20 protein-coding genes are annotated in these 23045 nt (G+C 72.0%); 12 read left to right on the forward strand and 8 right to left on the reverse strand.

The genetic code is table 11. The features are described from left to right. Window positions 1–131 precede the first annotated feature (131 nt). From ACZ6MA_RS01130 to ACZ6MA_RS01145, 4 genes are all read left to right on the forward strand, one after another. On the forward strand, window positions 132–1730 hold the full coding sequence (locus tag ACZ6MA_RS01130; RefSeq protein WP_469430058.1) for an oxidoreductase: 1599 nt from the start codon (window positions 132–134) through the stop codon (window positions 1728–1730). Between the two features lie 145 nt (window positions 1731–1875). Then, window positions 1876–2613, forward strand: a complete 738-nt coding sequence (locus tag ACZ6MA_RS01135; protein WP_469430060.1) for an LON peptidase substrate-binding domain-containing protein — start codon at window positions 1876–1878, stop codon at window positions 2611–2613. Between the two features lie 32 nt (window positions 2614–2645). Next, window positions 2646–3146 carry a Cys-tRNA(Pro) deacylase gene (gene ybaK / locus ACZ6MA_RS01140; protein WP_469430062.1) on the forward strand — a complete coding sequence of 167 codons (501 nt, stop codon included), beginning with the start codon at window positions 2646–2648 and terminating at the stop codon, window positions 3144–3146. Window positions 3147–3259: 113 nt separating this feature from the next. After that, window positions 3260–3334: a 50S ribosomal protein bL37 gene (locus ACZ6MA_RS01145; protein ID WP_430542707.1), complete on the forward strand. Its 75-nt coding sequence runs from the start codon at window positions 3260–3262 to the stop codon at window positions 3332–3334. 171 nt (window positions 3335–3505) lie between these two features. Here the strand turns inward: ACZ6MA_RS01145 and ACZ6MA_RS01150 are convergent, their stop codons facing one another. From ACZ6MA_RS01150 to ACZ6MA_RS01165, 4 genes are all read right to left on the reverse strand, one after another. After that, on the reverse strand, window positions 3506–4132 hold the full coding sequence (locus ACZ6MA_RS01150; protein ID WP_469430063.1) for an ABC transporter permease: 627 nt from the start codon (window positions 4130–4132) through the stop codon (window positions 3506–3508). Window positions 4133–4191: 59 nt separating this feature from the next. Further along, on the reverse strand, window positions 4192–5046 hold the full coding sequence (locus tag ACZ6MA_RS01155) for an ABC transporter permease (RefSeq protein ID WP_469430065.1): 855 nt from the start codon (window positions 5044–5046) through the stop codon (window positions 4192–4194). Between the two features lie 48 nt (window positions 5047–5094). Beyond that, window positions 5095–6123 (reverse strand): ABC transporter ATP-binding protein, encoded by a 1029-nt coding sequence (locus ACZ6MA_RS01160; RefSeq protein ID WP_469431144.1) that lies wholly within the window; start codon window positions 6121–6123, stop codon window positions 5095–5097. Window positions 6124–6267: 144 nt separating this feature from the next. Next, window positions 6268–7578 (reverse strand): NYN domain-containing protein, encoded by a 1311-nt coding sequence (locus ACZ6MA_RS01165; protein ID WP_469430067.1) that lies wholly within the window; start codon window positions 7576–7578, stop codon window positions 6268–6270. Window positions 7579–7844: 266 nt separating this feature from the next. Between ACZ6MA_RS01165 and ACZ6MA_RS01170 the strand changes: the two genes are divergently transcribed. After that, window positions 7845–8018, forward strand: coding sequence for a hypothetical protein (locus tag ACZ6MA_RS01170; RefSeq protein WP_469430069.1), 174 nt, complete (start codon window positions 7845–7847; stop codon window positions 8016–8018). A 177-nt stretch (window positions 8019–8195) separates the two neighbouring features. On the opposite strand, the gene dnaE is transcribed toward ACZ6MA_RS01170, so the two are convergent. Continuing rightward, on the reverse strand, window positions 8196–11735 hold the full coding sequence (gene dnaE, locus ACZ6MA_RS01175) for a DNA polymerase III subunit alpha (RefSeq protein WP_469430071.1): 3540 nt from the start codon (window positions 11733–11735) through the stop codon (window positions 8196–8198). A gap of 183 nt (window positions 11736–11918) precedes the next feature. Here dnaE and ACZ6MA_RS01180 point away from each other — a divergent pair, with 183 nt between their 5' ends. The 6 genes from ACZ6MA_RS01180 (at window position 11919) to ACZ6MA_RS01205 (ending at window position 18380) form a co-directional block, all read left to right on the forward strand. After that, on the forward strand, window positions 11919–13271 hold the full coding sequence (locus ACZ6MA_RS01180; protein WP_469430073.1) for a DUF2252 domain-containing protein: 1353 nt from the start codon (window positions 11919–11921) through the stop codon (window positions 13269–13271). A 125-nt stretch (window positions 13272–13396) separates the two neighbouring features. Continuing rightward, entirely contained in the window at window positions 13397–14029 is a 633-nt protein-coding gene (locus tag ACZ6MA_RS01185; RefSeq protein ID WP_469430074.1) for a hypothetical protein, read from the forward strand. Window positions 14030–14075: 46 nt separating this feature from the next. Next, entirely contained in the window at window positions 14076–14894 is an 819-nt protein-coding gene (locus tag ACZ6MA_RS01190; protein WP_469430076.1) for a thioredoxin domain-containing protein, read from the forward strand. A gap of 100 nt (window positions 14895–14994) precedes the next feature. Further along, window positions 14995–15687 carry a hypothetical protein gene (locus ACZ6MA_RS01195; RefSeq protein ID WP_469431146.1) on the forward strand — a complete coding sequence of 231 codons (693 nt, stop codon included), beginning with the start codon at window positions 14995–14997 and terminating at the stop codon, window positions 15685–15687. Between the two features lie 49 nt (window positions 15688–15736). Beyond that, window positions 15737–16582, forward strand: a complete 846-nt coding sequence (locus ACZ6MA_RS01200) for a thioredoxin domain-containing protein (protein ID WP_469430078.1) — start codon at window positions 15737–15739, stop codon at window positions 16580–16582. Between the two features lie 121 nt (window positions 16583–16703). Further along, window positions 16704–18380, forward strand: coding sequence for an alkaline phosphatase D family protein (locus tag ACZ6MA_RS01205; RefSeq protein ID WP_469430080.1), 1677 nt, complete (start codon window positions 16704–16706; stop codon window positions 18378–18380). Window positions 18381–18404: 24 nt separating this feature from the next. On the opposite strand, the gene ACZ6MA_RS01210 is transcribed toward ACZ6MA_RS01205, so the two are convergent. Then, window positions 18405–18989: a dienelactone hydrolase family protein gene (locus ACZ6MA_RS01210; protein ID WP_469430082.1), complete on the reverse strand. Its 585-nt coding sequence runs from the start codon at window positions 18987–18989 to the stop codon at window positions 18405–18407. Between the two features lie 114 nt (window positions 18990–19103). Between ACZ6MA_RS01210 and ACZ6MA_RS01215 the strand changes: the two genes are divergently transcribed. Further along, window positions 19104–20207, forward strand: a complete 1104-nt coding sequence (locus ACZ6MA_RS01215; protein ID WP_469431147.1) for a mechanosensitive ion channel family protein — start codon at window positions 19104–19106, stop codon at window positions 20205–20207. A gap of 39 nt (window positions 20208–20246) precedes the next feature. Here the strand turns inward: ACZ6MA_RS01215 and ACZ6MA_RS01220 are convergent, their stop codons facing one another. Then, the gene (locus tag ACZ6MA_RS01220; RefSeq protein ID WP_469430084.1) at window positions 20247–21836 is read right to left on the reverse strand and encodes a Na+/H+ antiporter; all 1590 of its coding nucleotides are present in this window, start codon (window positions 21834–21836) and stop codon (window positions 20247–20249) included. A 228-nt stretch (window positions 21837–22064) separates the two neighbouring features. Beyond that, entirely contained in the window at window positions 22065–23006 is a 942-nt protein-coding gene (locus ACZ6MA_RS01225) for an RluA family pseudouridine synthase (protein WP_469430086.1), read from the reverse strand. Window positions 23007–23045: the final 39 nt, after the last annotated feature.

The following is a 23045-nucleotide window of genomic DNA, read 5'->3' on the forward strand; positions in this document are numbered from 1 at the left end:
ACGTCGCGTCGGGGCCGTTGCCCGTTGACGGGTGCCCGAAGAACAGTTGATCATCACTATCGGCGTTCAAGCGGGCACAGAGCGGGAATGGGACCTGTACAAGTGGTACAGGTGACGGGAGGGAAACGGCCGTGACCGAGCCACGTGACGGTGAACCGCCCGCCGGGCTCGATCTCACCACCGCCGAGTGGGGCATGTGGCAGGCGTTCCGCAATGGCAGCACCCATGATCTGCGCACCCCCTACCCCGAGCGCAACGACCCGACCGGCCCGCACACCTGGGGGCCCGAGCGCAGTGTGCGGGCCCGGATCGTCGCCCTGCTGCTCCTGGACGGCCCGCCCCCGCAGCCGGGCCGCGTCTGCGCCCTGAAGCTCAACGGGGTGCACGTCACCGGCACCCTGGATCTCTCGGGCGGGACGGTCGTCCCGTATGTCGAGATGCACAATTGCCGTTTCGAGCAGCAGATCCTGTTACCGGAGAGCCGTTTCACCACCCTGCGGCTGGTCGGCTGCGCGATCCCCCGGCTGGAGGCCGCCCGGCTGACCACCGAGGGCGATCTGCATCTGCCGCGCTGCGTCATCCCCAGCGGCATCCGGCTGACGGACGCGCACATCGGGTCGGACCTGCTGCTGAACCAGATGATGGTGCGCCGGGACCGGCGGGGGCTGTCCATCGCCGCCGACGGGCTGACCGTCGGGCAGGACCTGCAGGCCGAGATGATGCGTTCCGACGGGGAGATGAGCATGCGCGGCGGCAAGATAGGCGCCTCGCTGAGCCTGCGCGGCAGCTCGCTGAACAATCCCTTCGGGCGGCGCGCCTTCAACGCCCCGCAGCTGACCGTCGAGCGCACCCTCTATCTGACGGCGGCCGGTGTCAGCGGTTCGCCCTTCACCGGCGCCACTCCCCCGTACGGCATCACCAACACCCCGGCGCACGGCACCCGGCTGCAGCCCTTCGAGTGCCAGGGCGGGGTGCGGCTCGACGACGGGCGGTTCGGTGACGCGGTGGACCTCAGCCAGGCCCGGTTCGTGATGGAGGCGGACCAGGAGCTTTCGCTGCGCCGGGTGCAGACGCCCGAGCTGCGTTTCCTCGGGGAGCGGCAGCAGCGCGGTCGGGTGGTGCTGTCCGGGGCGCGGGTGGCCAATCTCGTCGACCGGGCCGACAGCTGGCCGGGCCCCGGCGGCCTGGTGATGGCCGGGTTCTTCTACGAGCACCTGATACCGCTCGGTCACTTCCCGCTCGCCCGGCGGCTGGAGTGGGTGGCGGCCGCCACCCCCGAGTACGCCCCGGAACCGTACGAGCGGCTGGCGGGGGCGCTGCGCGCCAGCGGCGAGGACTCCGACGCGCGGGCGGTGCTGCTCGCCAAGCAGCGCCGCAGACGCGAGACGCTGCCGCTGGCGGGCAAGGCGTGGGGGTACCTCCAGGACTGGACGGTGGCGTACGGCTACCGCCCCGGGCGGGCCGCGGTGTGGATGGCGGTGCTGTGGGCGCTGGGCACGCTGTACTTCACCTGGCGCCCGGTGGCTCCCCTGAAGGAGGGCGAGGGACCGGACTGGAGCGCCGTGCTCTACACCCTGGATCTGCTGCTGCCGGTCATCGACCTGGGGCAGGGCGGTTCCTGGAAACCCACCGGGGCCGCCCAGTGGGTGGTGACGGCCCTGATCCTGCTGGGCTGGGTGCTGGCCACCACGGTCGCCGCCGGGGCCTCCCGGTTGCTGCGCCGTCAGTGAAACGGGCCCGGTCCCCGTCGGGCCCGGGCCGGGGAGCGAGCCCGTGCGGCGGTTGGGGACGCGCCCCGCGGGGCGCCCGTCGCCGCGGCCCGCGCGGACGGCTCGCAGCCCAAGATCCGCCGGACAGGCCCTAGGCTTACCGACTGTGACCACCGCGCGCCTTCCGCTCTTCCCGCTGAACTCGGTGCTGTTCCCGGGACTCGTCCTCCCGCTGAACGTCTTCGAGCAGCGCTACCGCGCGCTGATGCGCGATCTGTCGGCACTGCCGGAGGACGAGCCGCGCCGCTTCGGCGTCGTCGCCATCCGCGACGGCAGCGAGGTCGCGCCCAGCGCGCCCGGTCTGCCCGAGGGCGCCCGGCCGGAGCCGGGACCGGCCTCCGGCTTCGGCCCCGACCCGATCAAGGCGTTCCACCTGGTGGGCTGCACGGCGGACGCGGCGACGATCCGCGAACGCGAGGACGGCACGTACGAGGTGCTGGCCACCGGCACCACCCGTTTCCGGCTGCTGTCCGTCGACGCCTCGGGCCCGTATCTGACGGGTGAGGTGGAGAGCATCGAGGAGGAGCAGGGCGCGGAGGCGGGCGCGCTGGCCTCCGGTGTCGTGCGGGCCTTCCGGGCCTACCAGAAGCGGCTGGCAGGGGCGCGGGAGCGGTCGCTGAGCGGTGCGGCGGACCTGCCCGGCGAGCCGTCGGTGCTGTCCTACCTGGTGGCGGCCGCGGCGGTGCTGGACACCCCGGCCAAGCAGCGGCTGCTGGAGGCCCCGGACACGGCGGCCCGGCTGACGGAGGAGCTGAAAATACTGCGCGCCGAGACCGCGGTGATCGGTAAGCTCCCGTCGCTCCCGGCCGTGGAATTCACCCGGCGGCCGACCAGCCCCAACTGAGCCCCGACGGCACCCCCACGAAAGGGCCGGCCTTGGCGAAGAAGTCCAGGAAACAGCAGTCCGGTGCCACGCCCGCGATCGTCGCCCTGGAGAAGGCGGGCACCGTCTTCGCCGTGCGCGCCTACGAGCACGACCCGGCCGCCCCCTCCTACGGCGAGGAGGCGGCACGGGCACTGGGCGTCGACCCGGGCCGGGTGTTCAAGACCCTGGTGGCCGACGTGGACGGCGAGCTGACCGTGGCCGTGGTGCCCGTCTCCGGTTCGCTGGACCTCAAGGCCCTCGCGGCCGCGGTCGGCGGCAAGCGGGCCGCGATGGCCGACCCGGCGGCGGCCGAGCGCACCACGGGATACGTGCGGGGCGGGATCTCGCCGCTCGGCCAGCGCAAGCGGCTGCCGACGGCGCTGGACGCCTCGGCCGGCGCGTTCGAGACGATCTGTGTCTCGGCGGGCCGGCGCGGGCTGGAGGTCGAGCTGTCGCCCGGTGACCTCGCGGCGCTGACGGGCGCGGTGCTCGCGCCGATCGCCCGCCCCTGAGCCACCGGTCCGCTTCCGCGCTCCCCTGCCGTGGGGCTGGACTGTTGCGCGTCCCTCGGTTACGACCGGGGGGCGGGCCGCCGTACGCGCGTCCCGCCCAGGGAGGGACGCCCATGTCGAAGCGCACCCGCAAGCGCCGCTGGCGCCTGAAGAAGAACCGCGCCAACCACGGCCGGCGCCCGGCGTAACGCCTGGGGCCGGCGGCGCGACGAACGACGACCGGCGCTGTGCCCTGTCCTCAAACGCCGGACGGGCTCGAATCAAGCCCGTCCGGCGCTTGAGGACGCGCCCGCAGGGCGCTCGCCGCCGCAGGCGGCAACGACGGCCCGCAGCCGAGGATTCGCCGGGCGCGGCGCGCCCTACCCCTTCGGCGCGGGGCCCGACCAGTGCGGAGCATCGGGTTCCGGGTCGCGAGGACCGAACGCCGCGGTGAGGCCGAGGTGGACGGCCATCGCGGCCAGGGGCCAGGTCAGCAGCGCGCCCTTCGCTCCCAGCCGGAGCGGGGCGTCGAAGACCACGCCCCGGCCCGCGGCGCGGGCACTGGCGGCCACGTCGGAACTCGGGCCGAGCCACACGCCCAGCCGCCAGCCGACCACCGAGGCCAGCAGCGAGCCGAGCGCCAGCCCGATGACGAGGGGGATGCCGCCGCGGCGGCGGAACCAGAAGACCAGGGCCGCGCACACCGCGCCGAAGCCCACCCCCAACAGCACGAACGTGCCGTCGGCGCCGATCGCCTGCTCCCCTTCGGTGGCCTTGAGGTAGACGGCCTTGCCGTCCGAGATCAGCGGCACGCGCGGCGCCAGCCACAGCCACAGCAGCCCCAGCAGCACCCCGGCGAGGGTCACCACCGCGGCGACGGCCCCGGCCTGGCGCAGCTCGGCGACGAGTCCCGGGCCGTCGTCGGTCTCCTGGGGCGCGAGCCCGTGCGGGGGGATGCGGGAGGGTTCGTGCGGGGGTTCGTGCGGCGGCGTCAGCGGTGCGGTCACCTTGCCATCGTGCCAGGTCGGCGGTGTGCCGTCGGCGGCAGGACCGCCGCTGCGGCGCGTCACCGCACGGCCGCCCTGCGGTACGCCCAAGTGGCGACGGCCAGCGAGACCACGCCGACGGCGGCGCACACCCCGAGGTCGGCGGCCACCAGCAGCCAGTCGGGCCGCTCGTCGAAGGTCCGCGCCAGGGCCTCCACGCCGTAGGTGGAGGGCAGCAGATCCCGCGCGTAGCCGATGGGGGCGGGCAGGTGGGCGGCCGGGAGCACGCCCAGCAGCAGCGCCGCGGACATGCCCAGCTGGCCGCACAGCGTCGCCAGTTCCTGGCGGGGGGCGAGCAGCCCGAGCGCCGCGCCGAGCCCGGCGAGCGCCGCCCCGGCCAGCGGGATCACCGCGACGAGCACCCACAGATGGGTCATCGGCAGATGGAACAGCGCGCTGCCGACGACGGCCGTGACGGCCGTGCCGGGCACGGTGAAGGAGGCGTAGGCCGCCGCCGCGCCCAGCACCACCGCGGCGGGCGGCACCGGGAGGGTCGCGTAGTGGTCGAGGCCGCCGCTGGCGCGCAGCTGCCCGAAGTACTGGGCGAGGAGGTTCAGCGCGACGAACGCCACGACCAGCACGCTGGACCCGGCGACGACGGCCCGCGCCTCGTCCCCGCCGTCCACGACCCCGCGCATCAGGACCATGATCCCCACGGACTGGAACGTCGCGACGAACAGCAGCGGGATCCGCGCCACCCGGGCGCGCGAGAGCTGCGCCCGGTACACGGCGACCAGGGCGGGCAGCAGCCGCGCCCGGGGAGCGAGCGGTGCGGCGCCGTCGCCGCCCGGCCGGGGCCGGGTTCCGTCCACGGGCCGGGCCGGGCCCTCGGCCCCGGCGCGGCCGGACAGTACCTCCGCGGATACAGCAGTCACCCGGCACAGCTCCTGTTCGGTCCGGTCCAGTGGCCCGTCATGAATGGGTCACCCCTTCACCAGTCCCTCGGTGCGGTCGCCGCCGAGCGCCAGATAGACGTCCTCCAGACTCGGGGTGGCGAGCGTGAAGTCGTCGAGCGCGGCGAAGGCGGGGCCGCCGGTCACGGCGGCCACGGCGGCCCGCGCCGCGGCGGGGGCGAGCCGCAGCGACCAGCGGCGGCCCGACTCGTGGGCCGCGTCGCGCAGCGCCGCGACCTCGGGGATGTCCAGCGGGGGCTCGGCGCGCCAGACGAGTTCGACGCGGACCTCGTCGCCGACGAGTTCCTTGAGGCCGGTGGGGGTGTCACAGGCGATGATCCGGCCGCGCTCCAGGACCGCGACCCGGTCGAGGACGGTCTCGGCCTCGATGACGTTGTGGGTGACGAGCAGCACGGTCGCGCCGTGCTCGGCACGCCGTCGGTCGACGGCGGCCCAGACGGCGCGGCGCGCGACGGGGTCCATGCCGGTGGTGGGCTCGTCCAGGACGAGCACGGGCCGCTCCCCGACGAGGGTCGCGGCGAAGCAGGCGAGCCGGCGCTGGCCGCCGGAGAGCTTCTTCAGCGGGCGGCCGGCGATCGGGGCGAGGCCGAGTTCGTCGATGACGGCGTCCCGCTCGGCGCGGGCGTCGCGCAGGGTGAGCCCGCGCAGCCGCCCGGTGGTCTCCGCGGCCAGGGAGACCGTCAGCTCGTCGAGCGCGGTGGACTCCTGGCCGAGGTAGCCGACGAGCCGGGAGGCGCGCTCGGGGTGGCGTACCAGGTCGTGGCCGAGCAGGTCGACGCTGCCGGCGTCGGGCCGCAGCAGACCGGTGAGCTGGCGTACGAGGGTGGACTTGCCGGCGCCGTTGGGGCCGAGCAGCCCGAAGATCTCACCACGCCGGACGTCGAGGTCGATGCCGTCGCTGGCCCGTACGGCGGCCGCGCCGGGGGCGCCCCGGCGCCCGCGCGCGGCGGGGTAGGTCTTGACGAGGCCGCGCACGGTGCACACCGCGTCGTCCGTCGCCCGCCCTGGGGAGCCCCGCTCCGCCTGTTTCGCGCCCATCCTCACGAGCTATGAGGGTACGCGCTCCGGGGCCCTTGGCTTGCTTCGGGGTGGCGCGCCCGGGGATCTCCCCCGGCGGGCTCGGGCGGCCGGGCCCGGCCGCGTCCGGCCCAGCCGGCGTCGGCGGGCCGGGGCGGTGGCGGCTCAATCCCCCGCGGGGGCGTGCTCGGCCGCCGTGCGCGCGTCGATCTCGCGCCAGAACCCCGCCCGGATCGCGTAGCGGTCGTGCTCGTCGATCTGGTCGTCCTTGTGGGCGAGCAGCCCGAAGCGGGCCGCGTAGCGCAGCAGCTCGCCGTCGATGCGGTGCGGGATGCGCGGGTACTCGGTGGACAGGTGCTGGAGGTGGACGGAGTCGGTGAGGCGCTCGGTCCAGCGGCGGGCGAAGACCTGGCCGACCTCGAAGGGGTCGCCGCCGACGGTGGTGATGTCCTCCTCGCGGTCGGCCCAGCGCTGCTCGGCGCTGGTGAGCTGGGCGAGCATGGGCAGGGAGGCCGTTTCGGGCGGCTCGCCCAGGCCGTTTCCGGCGCCGCGCTCGACCCAGCCCTTGTCGGAGGACCAGCGCAGGGTGGCGTTGGGGGCGGGCGTGCCCTGCGCCCCGGCCTGGGCGCCCCCGCCGTTGGGGGACGCCGCTCCGGCCAGTCCGCGGGCGAGGCCGGCGAGGTCCTTCGGGGTGGGCACGCCCTTGCCGCCGGGGCTGTCGGTGCCGCGCTCGGACTCGGGGCAGACGTCGGGGCAGGGCTCGGCGGGGGTGGCGGGCCGGGTGCCGTTGCGCCGGTCGGGGCGGGCGTCGGCCGCGCGGCTCGCGGCGGCGGCAGCGGCGGCCGCCGCGGTCTCGGGGAGCGGCGCGGAGAGAATCGCGGCGATCTCGGGGCGGGGCGCGGGCTGCGGGGCGCAGATGCCGGTGAGTTCCTTGGCGCGGACGGCCCGGGTGATCCAGGTGCGGTCCAGGACGCGCCGCTCGTCGGCTTCGGCGACCAGGTCCTCGGACTGGTTGTAGTCGCCGTCGGCGGCCTGGACGGCCCACAGATGGACGGCGACGCCGTGTTCCTTTGCGGACATCAGGCCCGGGAGCAGATCGCCGTCGCCGGTGACGAGCACGATGTCGGCACAGGCACGGTTGCGGGCCAGCTCGGTCAGCTCGGCGTGCATGGCCGCGTCGACCCCCTTCTGCGCCCACCGGCCGTCGCTGCGGGTCAGGGCACCCAGCCGGACGGTGACCCGGGGCATGACGCGGAGCCTGCGGTGCTCGGGCTGCGGCACCCGGTCGGGGGCCCCGTCGAACCAGTAGATCCGCAGCAGCGGGCACTGCGTCTCGGCTTCGGCCCGCTCCCGCAACCCCTGGATGAGAGTCGCGTGGTCGACGGTGATGCGGGACCGGGCGGGCTCCCCGGCCAACAGGCTCGCGGCGGCGCCCAGCAGATAGCCGGCGTCCACCAGGACGACGCAGCGGTCCACGTTCCACCCTCTTTCCGTCAGTGTGCTGTCAGTCCAGAAGTGCGGTCGCCCCCCGGCACGGTCGTGCCCCTGGTTTGCCTTGGCTTTCCTTGGAGTCTGCCCGACCGCACGGGGGTTATCAGTCCGAACTGGATCATCGGCGTGGCGGATACGGGCACAGAACGATAAGTGCATCTATCACGCACGGTAATTACCCGAAATGCACGGTTCGCCGGCGCGTGCCAGTGTGTTCGGCGGGGGGTCACCCCGACTGGAGGCACGTGAGCATGGCCAAGAACAGGAAGCAGAACCGGGAGCAGCAGAAGAGCAGCGCGGCCGAGCGCGGCACGCAGCAGGCGAAGAGCTCCTCCATGGAGGCCCAGGCCGATCAGCGGCAGTCCCATGTGACGCCCGCGGACGTGGCCCACAAGGGCCGGCAGAAGCGCTTCGGTCACAACTGAGCGCTCGCCGGGCCGCCGGGGCAGGGCCCGCGGGCGGGCGGCTCCGCCCCGACGGCGCCGCCCGCCCCCGTCGGGACGGTGCCGGCCCGGCGCCTTGAAGTGCGCGTGGGGCGCGTCCGGTTGAACCGGACGCGCCCCACGTCGCTGTGTGTGACGGGCCGGCCGGCCCGTCCGGGTTCAGCCCGCCAGACAGGAGGGGCCGAGCAGGACCTTCAGGTCGCCGAAGAGCGCCGGGTCGGGGGTGACCCGGTGGCGGTCCAGGCGCAGCACGGTCGTCTTGCGCGCGCCCTGGAGCTTGATGCGTACCTCGGTGGAGCCCCGGTGGTGGGTGAGCACCTGGCCGAGCTTCTCCACCAGCGGCGGGGTGACCTTGACCGTGGGGATGGTGATGATCACGGGGGCGTTGGTCCCGGCGTTGGACAGGTCGGGGACCATCAGCTCCATGGCGACCAGGCGGGGGATGTCCTCGCGCTTGTCGAGCCGTCCCTTGACGAAGACGACGGCGTCCTCGACGAGCTGGGTGGAGACCAGCTGGTAGGTGGCGGGGAAGAACATGCAGTCGATGGAGCCGGCCAGGTCCTCGACGGTGGCGATGGCCCAGGCGTTGCCCTGCTTGGTCATCTTGCGCTGGAGGCCGGAGATGATGCCGCCGATGGTCACGATCGCGCCGTCGGCGTGCTCACCGCCGGTGAGCTGGGAGATCGCGGCGTCGGCCTTGTCGTTCAGGACGTGCTCGATGCCGAAGAGCGGGTGGTCGGAGACGTAGAGGCCGAGCATCTCGCGCTCCTGCGCGAGGAGGTAGGACTTCTCCCACTCGATGTCGGAGAACTCCACGTCGAGCCCGAAGCCGGGCTCGTCGCTGTCCGCCTCGCCCATGCCGCCGAAGAGGTCGAACTGGCCCTCGGCCTCCTTGCGCTTGACCGCCACCACGTTGTCGATCATCGGCTCGTAGTGCGCGGTGAGGCCCTTGCGGGTGTGGCCCATCTCGTCGAAGGCGCCGGCCTTGATCAGCGATTCCACGGTCCGCTTGTTGCAGACGACGGCCTCGACCTTGTCGAGGAAGTCGGGGAAGGAGCTGTACTTCCCCTTGGACTTGCGGCAGCGGATGATCGAGTCCACCACGTTCTGCCCGACGTTGCGGACGGCGGTGAGGCCGAAGAGGATCACGTCGTCGCCCTGGGCGGCGAAGTTCGACTCGGACTCGTTGACGTTGGGCGGCAGCACCTTGATGCCCATGCGCCGGCACTCGTTGAGGTACGTCGCCGACTTGTCCTTGTCGTCCTTGACCGAGGTCAGCAGGGCGGACATGTACTCGGCCGGGTAGTTCGCCTTGAGATAGGCGGTCCAGTAGGTGACCAGGCCGTACGCCGAGGAGTGGGCCTTGTTGAACGCGTAGCCGGCGAAGGGGACCAGCACGTCCCACAGGGCCTGGATGGCCTCGTCGGAGAAGCCCTTCTTCTTCGCGCCCTCCTTGAAGAACACGAAGTTCTTCGCCAGCTCGTCGGGCTTCTTCTTGCCCATCACGCGGCGGAGGATGTCGGCCTCGCCGAGCGAGTACCCGGCGATGATCTGGGCGGCCTTCTGCACCTGCTCCTGGTACACGATGAGGCCGTAGGTGACGCCCAGGACCTCCTTGAGCGGTTCCTCCAGCTCGGGGTGGATCGGGGTGATCTCCTGCTGGCCGTTCTTGCGCAGGGCGTAGTTGGTGTGCGAGTTCATGCCCATCGGGCCCGGCCGGTAGAGGGCCGAGACGGCGGAGATGTCCTCGAAGTTGTCGGGCTTCATCAGGCGCAGCAGCGAGCGCATGGGGCCGCCGTCGAACTGGAAGACGCCGAGCGTGTCACCGCGGCAGAGCAGTTCGTAGGTGGTGGGGTCGTCCAGCGGGATGGCCAGGAGGTCGATGTCGACGCCCTTGTTGGCCTTCACCATCTTGACGGCGTCGTCCATGATCGTGAGGTTGCGCAGGCCGAGGAAGTCCATCTTCAGCAGGCCGAGCGACTCACAGCTCGGGTAGTCCCACTGGGTGATGGTCACACCGTCGGAGTGCCGCACCCAGACGGGGACGTGGTCGGTGATCGTCTCGCTGGACATGATCACGCCGGCCGCGTGCACACCCATCTGGCGGACCAGGCCCTCGACGCCCTTGGCGGTGTCGATGACCTTCTTGACGTCCGGCTCGTTCTCGTACATCCCCCGGATCTCGCCCGCCTCGCCGTAGCGCGGGTGGCTGGGGTCGGTGATGCCGTTGAGGTCGATGCCCTTGCCGAGGACATCGGCGGGCATGGCCTTGGTGAGCCGGTCGCCCATGGCGTAGGGGTAGCCGAGGACGCGCGCGGAGTCCTTGATCGCGTTCTTGGCCTTGATCTTGCCGTACGTACCGATCATGGCGACCTTGTCGGCGCCGTACTTCTCGGTGACGTACCGGATCACCTCACCGCGCCGGCGCTCGTCGAAGTCGATGTCGACATCGGGCATGGAGATGCGCTCGGGGTTGAGGAACCGCTCGAAGATCAGTCCGTGCTCGATGGGGTCGAGGTCGGTGATGCCCATGGCGTACGCGACGATCGAACCGGCCGCGGAGCCTCGGCCGGGGCCGACCGCGATGCCGTTGTTCTTGGCCCACATGATGAAGTCGGCGACCACGAGGAAGTAGCCGGGGAACCCCATCTCGATGATGATGTCCATCTCGTACTCGACCTGCTTGAGCCGGTCCTCCGGGATGCCGCCCGGGTAGCGCCGGGCCATGCCGCGCATGGTCTCCTCGCGGAACCAGGTGACCTCGGTGAACCCCTCGGGCACATCGAACTTCGGCATCAGGTTCCGCTCCTGGAACCAGCCCTCGGTGTCGATCTGGTCGGCGACCAGGCGCGTGTTGGCGCAGCCCTCCTGCCAGGCGTCGGAGGAGTCGATGGCGTACATCTCGTCCGTCGACTTCAGGTAGTAGCCGGTGCCGTCGAAGCGGAAGCGGTCCGGGTCGGAGAGGTTCTTGCCGGTCTGGATGCACAGCAGGGCGTCGTGGGCGCTCGCCTCGTGCGCGTAGGTGTAGTGCGAGTCGTTGGTGACCAGCGGGGGGATGCCGAGCTTCTTGCCGATCTCCAGCAGCCCGTCGCGGACCCGGCGCTCGATCTCGATGCCGTGGTCCATCAGCTCCAGGAAGTAGCGGTCCTTGCCGAAGATGTCCTGGTAGTCGGAGGCGGCCTTGAGCGCCTCGTCGAAGTGGCCGAGCCGCAGCCGCGTCTGCACCTCGCCGGAGGGGCAGCCGGTGGAGGCGATCAGGCCCTCGGACCACTGGGAGATGGTCTCCTTGTCCATGCGCGGCCACTTGGTCAGCCAGCCCTCGGCGTACGCGTCGGAGGACAGCCGGAAGAGGTTGTGCAGACCGGTCTTGTTCGCCGCCCAGATGGTCTTGTGCGTATAACCGCCCGAACCGGAGACGTCGTCGCGCTTCTGGTGCGGCTGGCCCCACTGGACGCGCCGCTTGTTGCGCCGCGACTCGGGCGCCACGTACGCCTCGATGCCGATGATCGGGGTGACGCCCGCCTTCTTGGCCTGATGGAAGAAGTCGTAGGCGCCGTGCAGGTTGCCGTGGTCGGACATGGCGATATGCGTCATGCCCATCTCATTGCAGGCCTTGAACATGTCCGACAGCCGCGCGGCACCGTCCAGCAGGGAGTACTGCGTGTGTACGTGCAGGTGCGTGAAGGGCGGCTTGCTCACAGTGGAAGACCTCCGGCGAACGGTCGGCGACAGCGGGGGGAGACAGCTTTGAAGGTTACCGGCCCCCACCGACAAGCGCGGGCACCCGCCGGTAGCCTCGCTCGTTGAGAGCGGCAGGACACCTGTCCGTTTCATGACCCTCCCCGGCTACCGCTGGGGGTGCCCCCACCAGGAGGACCAGCGATGGCGCTCGAGCACGTCCGGGCCACGCAGCGCGGCGAGGACATACTCGCTGTTTTCGACACCGCATTCGGCACGCTCCTCGCGGCCGACCCCGCGGCCTTCCGGGTGAAGTTCCGCAAGATGGCGGCCTCGGCCTTCGCCTTCTACCGGGGCACCGCCTGCCTCTTCTACGCCGACCTGGCACGGTCCGGCGAGCACGAGGAAGGCGCCGTGGGCCCGTACCTGGACGAGCGCACGAGCCGGGTGTGGATCCACGGCGATCTGCACGCCGAGAACTTCGGCACGTACATGGACGCCAACGGCCGGCTGGTCTTCAACGTCAACGACTTCGACGAGGCCTACGTCGGCCCCTTCACCTGGGACCTCAAGCGCTTCGCCGCCTCCGTCGCCCTCATCGGCTACACCAAGGCGCTCAGCGACGAGATGATCACCGATCTGGTGCGCGTCTACGCCGCGGCCTACCGCGAGCGCATCCACGCGCTGGCCACCGGCGCCAAGAACGACGAGGTGCCGCCCTTCACCCTGGACACCGCCGACGGCCCGCTGCTGGACGCCCTGCGCGAGGCCCGCTCGCTGACCCGCTTCGGGCTGCTGGCCTCGATGACCGGCATCCGGGACTTCGAGCGCCGCTTCCTGGCGGACGGCGGATCCATCGAGCTGGACGCCGCGACCCGCTACAAGGTCCTCGCCGCGTTCGACGGCTATCTGGAGACGCTGCCCGACACCAGCCTGGCCCGCCCCGACTCCTACCGGGTCAAGGACGTCGTCGGCCGCCGGGGCATCGGCATCGGCAGCGCCGGCCTGCCCTCGTACAACATCCTTCTGGAGGGCAACAGCGACGCCCTGGAGAACGATGTCGTCATCTATATGAAGCAGGCGCAGACCCCGGCGGTCTCCCGGCACATCACCGATCCGCGGGTGCGCGGCTACTTCGAGCACGAGGGCCACCGCACGGTCATCTCGCAGCGCGCCCTGCAGGCCCACGCCGACCCGTGGCTGGGCTGGACGGAGATCCAGGAGGGGGGCCTGCGGTACGGGCAGCTGGTCGCCGAGATCTCCCCGTACGCGGTGGACCTCGACTGGTCGGACATCGACGACCCCGCCGAGATCGCGACCGTCGTCGCCGACCTGGGCCGGGCCACCGCCACCATGCACGCGGCGGCCGACGACCAGAGCGGTCACTCGCTGGTCCCCTTCTCCACCGAGCGGGCCATCGACGCGGTGATCGCCGCCGACGAGGCGGGCTTCGGGGACCTGCTCGTCGACTTCGCCCACTCCTACGGCGCCCGGGCCCGCGCGGATCACCAGATCTTCGTGGACCTCTTCCGCAACGGCCGGATCCCCGGCCTGTAGCGGCCGGGGGCCGGCGGGACGCCCCCCGGGGGGGCGGGAGGCGATTCGGGGCCCTACGGGTGGTTCCGGGCCCTGATGAGGGGCTTAATCCGCCTTTATCGAAGACCGTGCCAGACTTGTCAGTCATGGACATTTCGGCGGCACGGTTGCGGGCATTGCGCGCGGCGCTGTTCACAGCGCTGTGCGTGACGCTGTCCGCGGCCTCCCATGTGCTGCTGTCCGGCACGCCGCTGCCCCTGCCGACCGTCGCCGCCGCGTCCGTCGCCGTCTTCGCGCTCGCCTACGCCCTCGCGGGGCGGGAGCGGGGCTTCGGGCACATCGCCGCCCTCCTCGTCCCGCTGGAGCTGGCCGCCGACGCCCTCTTCACCACCGGGCAGCGGACCTGCTACGGCGCGGACGGCCGGCCCGTACCGGGCGCCCTGACCGCACTGTGCGGCGGCGGGATCGAGGGGCCATTCGCCCCGGCGGGCGGGCCGGGCGCGGCGTCCTGGCTGCTGCTCGCCGCGCACCTCGGGATCGGGCTGCTCGCCGCCGCCTGGCTGCGGCGCGGCGAAGCGGCGCTGGCCCGGCTGCTGCGCGCCGTCGCGGCGAGCGCCTTCCGCCCCCTGCTGACGGTCATCACGGCGCGCGCACCCCGCCCGCGCCCCGGCGGCTCACGCGTACGCGCCGTGCGCCACGCGCGCGTGCCCGACGCCCCGCCCCGCCTCCTGCACTCCGTCGTACGCCGTGGACCACCGCCCGGGCCCGCCCCCGCCTGAGCGGGACGCCCCCACGTCGACACACGGAGCACGGAGAAGCAGAAACATGAGCAAGCGCAACAACTGGGAGAACAAGCAGTCGGCCCGCGAGCGGCTGCGCGCCGAGCGGGAGCGGCAGGCCAAGAAGGAGAAGACGCGCCGCCAGCTCTTCGTCGGCGGGGCGGTCGTCGCGGTCCTGGCGGTGGCGGCGGGCATCGTGGTGGCCGTCTCCCAGCTCGGCGGGGACAAGGACTCCGACTGGGCCGCGGCGGCGAAGAAGGAGCTGGTCAAGCCCGCCCACACCGCCGGCGACAAGGGCACCGAAATCGTCATCGGTGACAAGAAGGCCAAGCACACCCTGGACCTCTACCAGGACATGCGCTGCCCGATCTGCTCGGTCTTCGAGCAGAACGTCGGCGGCACGCTCGACAAGGACGTCAAGGACGGCAAGTACAAGATCTCGTACCATGTCGCCACCTTCCTCGACCGCAACTTCGGCGGCAGCGGCTCGAAGAACGCGCTCAGCGCGCTCGGCTCGGCCCTGAACGTGAGCCCCGAGGCGTTCAGCGCCTACAACAAGGCCCTCTACTCCAAGGCCAACCACCCGCAGGAGACGAAGGACGACTACGCGAAGGACGACGTCCTGCTGAAGATCGCCGAGGAGGTTCCGGCGCTCAAGGGCAACGCGGAGTTCCGCAAGAACGTCGAGGACGGCACCTTCGACAAGTGGGCGCTGGAGATGTCCGCCGAGTTCGACAAGGCCAAGGACGTCACCGGTACGCCGACGCTCAAGCTCGACGGCAAGAAGCTGACGACCGACGGCAAGAACGTCCCGATCACCCCGGACCAGTTCACCAAGACGGTCGACGCCGAGCTGAAGGCCTGACCCCTCGTCCCCGAACCCCTCGTCCCGGGTGTCCCGTCCCCGCCGTCGATGCCGAATCTTGACACGACACATACCCACGATCGTGGCAAACTTCGGCCTCATGGAGGGGACGGGAGTTCGACTGAGAGCACTGCGCGCGGCGCTCTTCACGGCTTTCTGCCTCACCCTGTCCGCCGCCTCCCACGTGCTGCTCTCGCGCATGCCGCTGCCGCTGTCCACGGTCGCCGTGCTGGCCGGGGCGTTCTTCACGATCGCCTACGCGCTGGCGGGCCGGGAGCGGGGTTACGGGCGGATCGCCGCCCTCCTCGTCCCCCTGGAGCTGGTGGCCGACACCGTCTTCACCGCCGGGCAGCACACCTGTTACGGCCGGGCGGGCGGCCCCATCGCGGGCCCGCTGCGCTCGATGGGCGTCGACCTGGTCTGCCGCGGCGGCGACTTCGGCACCCCGCTGGCCCGGATGGCCGCCGCCCGGGGCGGCACCGGCCCGCTCGCCGCGGCCACCGGAACGGGCTCCGCCATCCCGTGGCTGCTGCTCGCCGGCCATGTCGCGGTCGGTCTGCTGGCCGCCGCGTGGCTGCGCCGCGGCGAGGTGGCGCTGGCCCGGCTGCTGCGCGCCGTCGCGGCGAGCGCCTTCCGCCCGCTGCTGCTGGTCATCGCCGCGGTCGTGCCCGGCGCGGGCCGCCCGGGCACCCCCCGGCGGCCCGTGCGCCACGCGCGCGTGGCCCGTTCGTTGCCCCTGCTCGTCCACTCCGTCGTGCGACGCGGTCCGCCCCTGTGCCCGGCAGTCGCCTGAGCACCAGCGTTCCCCCTCATTCGTACGTTCATCACCCGGAGAAGACCTCATGAGCAACCGCAACAACCAGCAGAACAAGCAGGCCGCCCGCGAGCGGCTGCGCGCCGAGCGGGAGCGGCAGGCCAAGAAGGAGAAGACGCGCCGCCAGCTCGTCGTCGCCGGATCGATCGTCGTCGTCCTCGCGATAGCCGGCGGCATCGGCTACGCGGTGACCAACATGACCAACGGCAGCAAGAACAACAAGGTCTCCGCCAAGGAGTGGAAGGCCGCCGCGGACAAGACGGACTACAAGCAGCCGGCCAACACCACCGGCGACCAGGGCACCACGGTCGTCATCGGAAAGAAGGACGCGAAGAACACGCTCGAGATCTACGAGGACATGCGCTGCCCGATCTGCGCCGACTTCGAGGCGACCACGGGTGACACCATCGTCAAGGACATCAAGGACGGCAAGTACAAGGCGCAGTTCGTGATGGGCGCCTTCCTCGACGACAACCCGCAGATCGCGGGCTCCGGTTCGCGCAACGCCCTGAGCGCGCTGGGCGCGGCGCTGAACGTCGGCCCGGATGTCTTCCTCGAGTACAAGAAGGCGCTCTTCGACAAGAAGAACCACCCGCAGGAGACGGACGACGCCTTCTCCGACGACGCCAAGCTGATCGAGATCGCCCAGTCGGTCAAGGAGCTGAAGGGCAACAAGGACTTCGACGCCGCCGTCGAGAAGGGCACCTACGACAAGTGGGCCCTGGCCGTCGCCCAGAACTTCAAGAACGCCAAGGACGTGACCGGCACGCCCACCTTCAAGCTCAACGGCCAGAAGCTGACGGGCGCGGGCGGCGGCGCCCCGGGCTCGCCCCAGGAGTTCACCTCGCTGGTGAACGCGGAACTCAAGAAGTAGCCGCGCACCGGCGGCCCCGGTAATGATCCGGGGTCGCCGGGCCAACGGGCGGGCGAACTCTTCGAGTCCGTCCGCCCCATGGGCTTACCCCTGGTTTTACCCGAAAGTAATATGACGGCTCGTGACCTCACCTGACCAGATCACGCGCCGTACGGCCGTCACGGCCGTAGCCGCCACCACGACCGCCGCCCTGCTGCCCCTGGCCGCCGCCCCGGCCGCCCACGCACGGCCCGCCGTGCCCGCGCCCGGCGCGGCCCCCGCCGCCGGGACCACGGCGGCCACCGGCTTCCTGCACGGCGTCGCCTCCGGCGACCCGCTCCCCGACGGTGTCCTGCTGTGGACCCGGGTCACACCCACCCCCGAAGCCGTTCCCGGCTCCGGGGCGGGTCCGGACGTCGAGGTCCGCTGGCAGGTGGCCGAGGACGCGTCGTTCGCGCACGTCGTCGCGGACGGCACGGTCACCGCGTCGGCGGCGACGGACCACACCGTCAAGGCCGACGTCCGCGGCCTGCGCCCGGCCACCGACTACCACTTCCGCTTCACCTCCGGCGGCACCACCTCCCCCGCCGCCCGCACCCGCACGGCCCCCGCCCACAACGCGGCCACCACGGGCGTCCGCTTCGGCGTGGTCTCCTGCGCCAACTGGGAGGCGGGCCACTTCTCCGCGTACCGCCACCTCGCCGGGCGAAGAGACCTGGACGCGGTGCTGCACCTCGGCGACTACATCTACGAGTACGGGACGGGCCAGTACCCGGCCGCGAAGTACACCGTGCGCCCGCACTCCCCCGCCCACGAGATCGTCAGCCTGGCCGACTACCGCGTCCGCCACGGCCGTTACAAGACCGACCCCGATCTGCAGGCCCTGCACCGGGCGCACCCGACCGTGGCCATCTGGGACGACCACGAGTTCGCCAACGACGCCTGGTCGGGCGGCGCCGAGAACCACACCCCGGGCACCGAGGGCGACTGGGCCGCGCGCGTGGCCGCCGCCAAGCAGGCCTACTTCGAGTGGATGCCGGTCCGCCCGTCCGTCGAGGGCACCACCTACCGGCGGCTGCGTTTCGGCAAGCTCGCCGACCTGCACCTGATGGACCTGCGCTCGTTCCGCTCGCAGCAGGCCAAGGGCGGCGACGTCGACGACCCCGAGCGCACCATCACCGGCCGCGCCCAGCTCGACTGGCTCAAGGCGGGCCTGGCCTCGTCCGACACCACCTGGCGCCTCGTCGGCAACTCCGTGATGATCTCCCCGGTGGCCTTCGGGGCCCTGCCCGCCTATCTGCTGGAGCCGCTCGCCAAGCTGCTCGGGCTGCCCGCGGGCGGCTTCACGATCAACGCCGACCAGTGGGACGGGTACACCGACGACCGGCGCGAACTGCTCGCCCACCTCGCCGACCGTTCGATACGCAACACCGTCTTCCTGACCGGGGACATCCACATGGCCTGGGCCAACGATGTGCCCCGCACGGCCGCGACGTACCCGCTGTCACCGTCGGTGGCCACCGAGTTCGTGGTCACCTCGGTGACCTCGGACAACATCGACGACCTGCTGCACGTGCCGCCGCACACCGTCTCCCTCGCCGCCGCCACCGCGATCAAGGCCGCCAACCGGCATGTGAAGTGGCTCGACATGGACTCGCACGGCTACGGCGTCCTCGACATCACCGCCGAGCACGCCCAGATGGACTACTACGTGCTGTCCGACCGTACGGACCCGGAGGCCACGTCCTCCTGGTCGCGTTCCTACCGGACGCGCTCGGGCGCGCAGCGGGTGGAACGGGCGCAGCGGCCTGCCGGCTAGCCGCCGCAGGCCGCGAAACACGGCTTAAGCCACGTCGTCGAGGAAGCCGAGGGCCACCTTCCACGCGGCCTCCGCCGCCTCCTCGTCGTAGTCCGCCAGGCCGGGGTCGGTGAACAGGTGCCCGGCCCCGGCGTAGCGGTAGATCTCCACGTCCGCGCCCGCCCGCTGCATCCGCAGGTACCAGGCGTTGAGCCAGTCGTGCGGCTCGAACGGGTCCGGGTCCGCGACGTGCAGCTGCACGGGCAGCCCGTCCACGGCCGCGTCCTCGGCGAGGTCGGAGGTGCCGTGCAGCAACAGCAGACCGCGGGCCTTCTCGTCGCCCAGCGCGAGATTCTGCGCGATCGATCCGCCGAGTGAGAAGCCCGCGTAGACAAGGCCGCGGTCGGACAGCGGCGCGACCGCGGTGATGGCCCGGCGCAGCAGCTCCTCCTTGCCGATCTCGTCCTTGATCAGCATGCCGTCCTCGACGGTGTCCGTCGTCCGGCCGTCGTAAAGGTCCGGAACGTGCACCTCGTGACCGGCGGCACGCAGGCGCTCGGCGGCGGCGTGCACCGCGGGCCGCAGCCCGAACGCCGAATGAAACAAGACAATCGTGGTAGGGGACGCCACTGGAGTCACTTCCTTACGGGTGGATCGCGTGTCCCCATCGTGCCAGTTACGGTCGGGGGGACGCCCACCGGAGAGCAGCGAGGACCCGCAGGCCGGAAGGAGCCAAACGTGTCCATGGAGGACGTGCTGCGTCCGCTCATCGTCGTCGGTGGGGCGGTACTCGTCACCGCGGTCGTCGGCTGGGTGGCGGACCAGATACTGAGCCGCATCGCCGCCCGGCACCCCGAGATGCCACTGTGGGGGCTGCTGGGCCGCTGCCGGCTGCCACTGCGTCTGGTCCTGTGCACGGCGCTGCTGCGCGGCAGCTACGACTCCGCCGGGATCACCGAGGGGCACGAGGCCGGGGTGGGCCAGGTACTGACGCTGGTGCTGATCGGCGCGTGCGCCTGGCTGGTGGTCCGGGTGGCCACGGCCGTGGTCGAGTCGACGTACGCCCGCTACGCCGCGCACGCGGCGGACCCCGCCCGGGTGCGCCGGGTACGCACCCAGGTCACACTGATCCAGCGGATCGTCGCGGCGGCCATCTGCGTGGTGGCGGTGGCGGCGATGCTGCTGACCTTCCCGGCGATGAAGACCGTGGGGACGTCGATGCTGGCGTCGGCCGGTGTGATCGGCATCGTGGCCGGTGTCGCGGCGCAGTCCACGCTCGGCAATCTCTTCGCCGGGCTGCAGATCGCCTTCGGCGACCTGGTCCGGATCGGTGACACGGTCGTGGTCGACGGCGAGTGGGGCAAGGTCGAGGAGATCACGCTCACCTATCTGGTGGTGACCACCTGGGACGAGCGGCGGATCACGATGCCGGTGTCGTACTTCACCAGCAAACCGTTCGAGAACTGGTCGCGCGGCAATCCCCGGATGACCGGCACGGTGTTCTTCCACCTCGACCACTCGACGCCGATAGACCTGCTGCGCGACTACCTCCACAACGTGCTCAAGAGCAGCCACGAGTGGGACGAGCGAGGCTGGGGCCTGGTGGTCACCGACAGCACCCCCTCGACCATCCAGGTACGGGCCCTGGTGACCGCCAAAGACGCCGACGACATATGGACGCTGCGCTGCCTGGTGCGCGAACAGCTCATCGAGTGGCTGCGCCGGGAGCATCCGTACGCGCTGCCGCGCATCAACACCGCGCCGGCCCCGGGCCTGGACGACGCCCCCGCCCGCCGCCAGGCCCCGCCGACCGCCGACGACATAGGGCCGGGCCCGGGCACGAACTGAGACCCGGAACAAGCCCGTCCGTGACGCACCGGGCAGCCGCTAGCCGCGAAGGCTGCGGACGTCGAGCTGGCGCAGCACCCGGTCGACGACCTCCGGATCCGCCCCGGGCTCGCTGCGTGCGGCCAGCACCTCGTGCCGGGCGGCGGAGAGCATCTCGTTCTGGATGCGCTGGACGGTGCGGATCCGCTCGACGCGCTGGGCGTGCGCCTCGCGGCGTTCCTCGTCGACCATGTCGGGGCTGATCCGGGCGCCCACCTCGTAGGCCCGCCGGTGGAGCTGTTCGACGAGGTCCTCGGGGAGGTCCTCGTCCTGTTCGATCTCCTTGAGCCGGCGCTTGGCGGCCTTGGCGACGCGCACGGCGAGCTGCCGCGACAGCTCCCGCTCGGCGTCGGTGTCGGACTCCACGCCCAGCCGTTTGACGAGCCAGGGCAGCGTGAGGCCCTGGACGACGAGGGTGGCGACGATGACGGCGAAGGCGATGAACAGGATCTCGTCGCGGGCGGGGAAGGGCGAGCCGTCGGCCGTGCGCAGCGGGATGGCGAGGGCCAGTGCGACGGAGGCGACGCCACGCATCCCGGACCACCACATCACCACCGTCTCGCGCCAGCTCATGGGGATCTCCTCGTCGAGGTCCCGGCGCCGGTGCAGCTTCTTGGCGAGCCACGCGGCGGGCAGCAGCCACAGCAGGCGCACGCCGACGACGACCGCCACGACGACGGCCCCCGTCCGGAGCATCTCGCCCCACCGGCCGGAGGCGACGTGGAAGACGTTGTGGAGTTCCAGGCCGATGAGCCCGAAGGCGACACCGGTGACGAGGGTGTCGACGACCTCCCAGAAGGTGTGCCCGGCCAGCCGGCCGAGGACGTCGTCGGGGTCCGTGGCGTACTCGGCGAGGAAGAGCGCGGTGACGAGCACGGCGAGCACCCCGGAGCCCTTGAACTCCTCGGCCAGGACGTAGGAGACGAACGGCACCAGCAGGGTGAGGCCGATCTGGAGCGTGGCGTCGCCCAGGACGTCCATGAGCTTCTTGGCCGCCCAGCCGAGCGCCAGCCCGACCGCCAGGGCCACCACGGCGGACAGCACCAGCTCGGCGACGGCCCGTGGCAGGGAGAAGCTGCCGCTGACGGCCGCGGCGATGGCCACGTGGTAGAGCACGATGGCGGTGACGTCGTTGAAGAGCCCCTCGCCCTCCAGGATGGACACCAGCCGGCGGGGCAGCCCGAGGGCGCCCGCGACGGCAGTGGCGGCGACCGGGTCGGGCGGGGCGACGAGCGCGCCGAGCGCGACGGCGGCGGCGATGGGCAGGCCGGGCACGATGGCGCCCGCGACGGCGGCGACCGCGGCGGTCGTGACGAAGACGAGCGCGACGGCGAGCAGGAAGATCGGCCGCAGGTTGGCCGCGAACTGGCGCCAGGAGGTGCGCTGCACGGAGGCGTAGAGCAGCGGCGGCAGCACCAGCGGGAGGATGAACTCCGGTGGGATGTCCACGTTCGGCACGAACGGCAGCAGGGCCAGGACGATCCCGCCGAGGGTCATCAGCACCGGTGACGGCAGGCCCAGGCGGTCCCCGAGCGGCACCATGACCACGGCCCCGATGAGCAGGACGAACAGCAGGGCGAGCTGGTCCACGGAGGCCCTCCGGGCGGGTGGGGGAACAGACGTTCACGCCCCAGCCTGCCATGGACCGGGGCAAACCCCGCTATGCCGGGCCTCTCGGAACGCCGCCGTCGTCGCCCGCGCGGGCAGCGCACCACCGCACGGGAGGCGCGCCGCGCCGAGGGACCGCCCCGGTCACCTCGGCAGCACCCCCGGCCCGAAGGCTCCCGGCTCTAAGGCTCCCGGCCCGGGAGCCCGGTCTCAGGAACTCTCGGCGCGGACGATGTCCAGGGCGCGCTGCAGGTCCTCGGGGTAGGCGCTCTCGAACTCCACCCAGCGCCCGTCCCCGGGGTGCTCGAAACCGAGCCGCATGGCGTGCAGCCACTGCCGGGTGAGGCCCAGCCGCTTGCCGAGGGTCGGGTCGGCGCCGTAGGTGAGGTCACCGACGCACGGGTGCCGGTGCGCGGCCATGTGCACCCGGATCTGGTGCGTACGGCCGGTCTCCAGCTTGATGTCGAGGAGGCTGGCGGCCCGGAACGCCTCGATGAGGTCGTAGTGGGTCACCGACGGCTTGCCCTCGGCGGTGACGGCCCACTTGTAGTCGTGGTTGGGGTGGCGGCCGATGGGGGCGTCGATGGTGCCGCTCATCGGGTCCGGGTGGCCCTGGACCAGCGCGTGGTAGCGCTTGTCGACCGTGCGCTCGCGGAACTGCTGCTTGAGCAGGGTGTAGGCGCGCTCGGACTTGGCGACGACCATCAGGCCGGAGGTGCCGACGTCCAGGCGGTGCACGATGCCCTGGCGCTCGGAGGCGCCGGAGGTGGAGATGCGGTAGCCGGCGGCGGCGAGACCGCCGATGACGGTGGTGCCGGTCCAGCCGGGGCTCGGGTGCGCGGCGACGCCGACCGGCTTGACGATCACGACGATGTCGTCGTCGTCGTGGACGATCTCCATGCCCTCGACGGGCTCCGCGACGATCTGCACCGGCGCGGGCGCGGCGGGCATCTCGACCTCCAGCCAGGCCCCGCCGGTCACCCGGTCGGACTTCCCGGCCTCGGCCCCGTCGAGCTGGACCTTGCCCGCGGCCGCGAGTTCGGCCGCCTTGGTGCGGGAGAAGCCGAACATGCGGGCGATGGCGGCGTCGACGCGCTCGCCTTCGAGGCCATCGGGGACGGGAAGGGCGCGGATCTCGGGAATGGTGCTCACCCGTCGAGTATGCCGGACGGGCCGGACCCGCCCGTACGC

This window comes from Streptomyces sp. NPDC042259 (assembly GCF_055582085.1).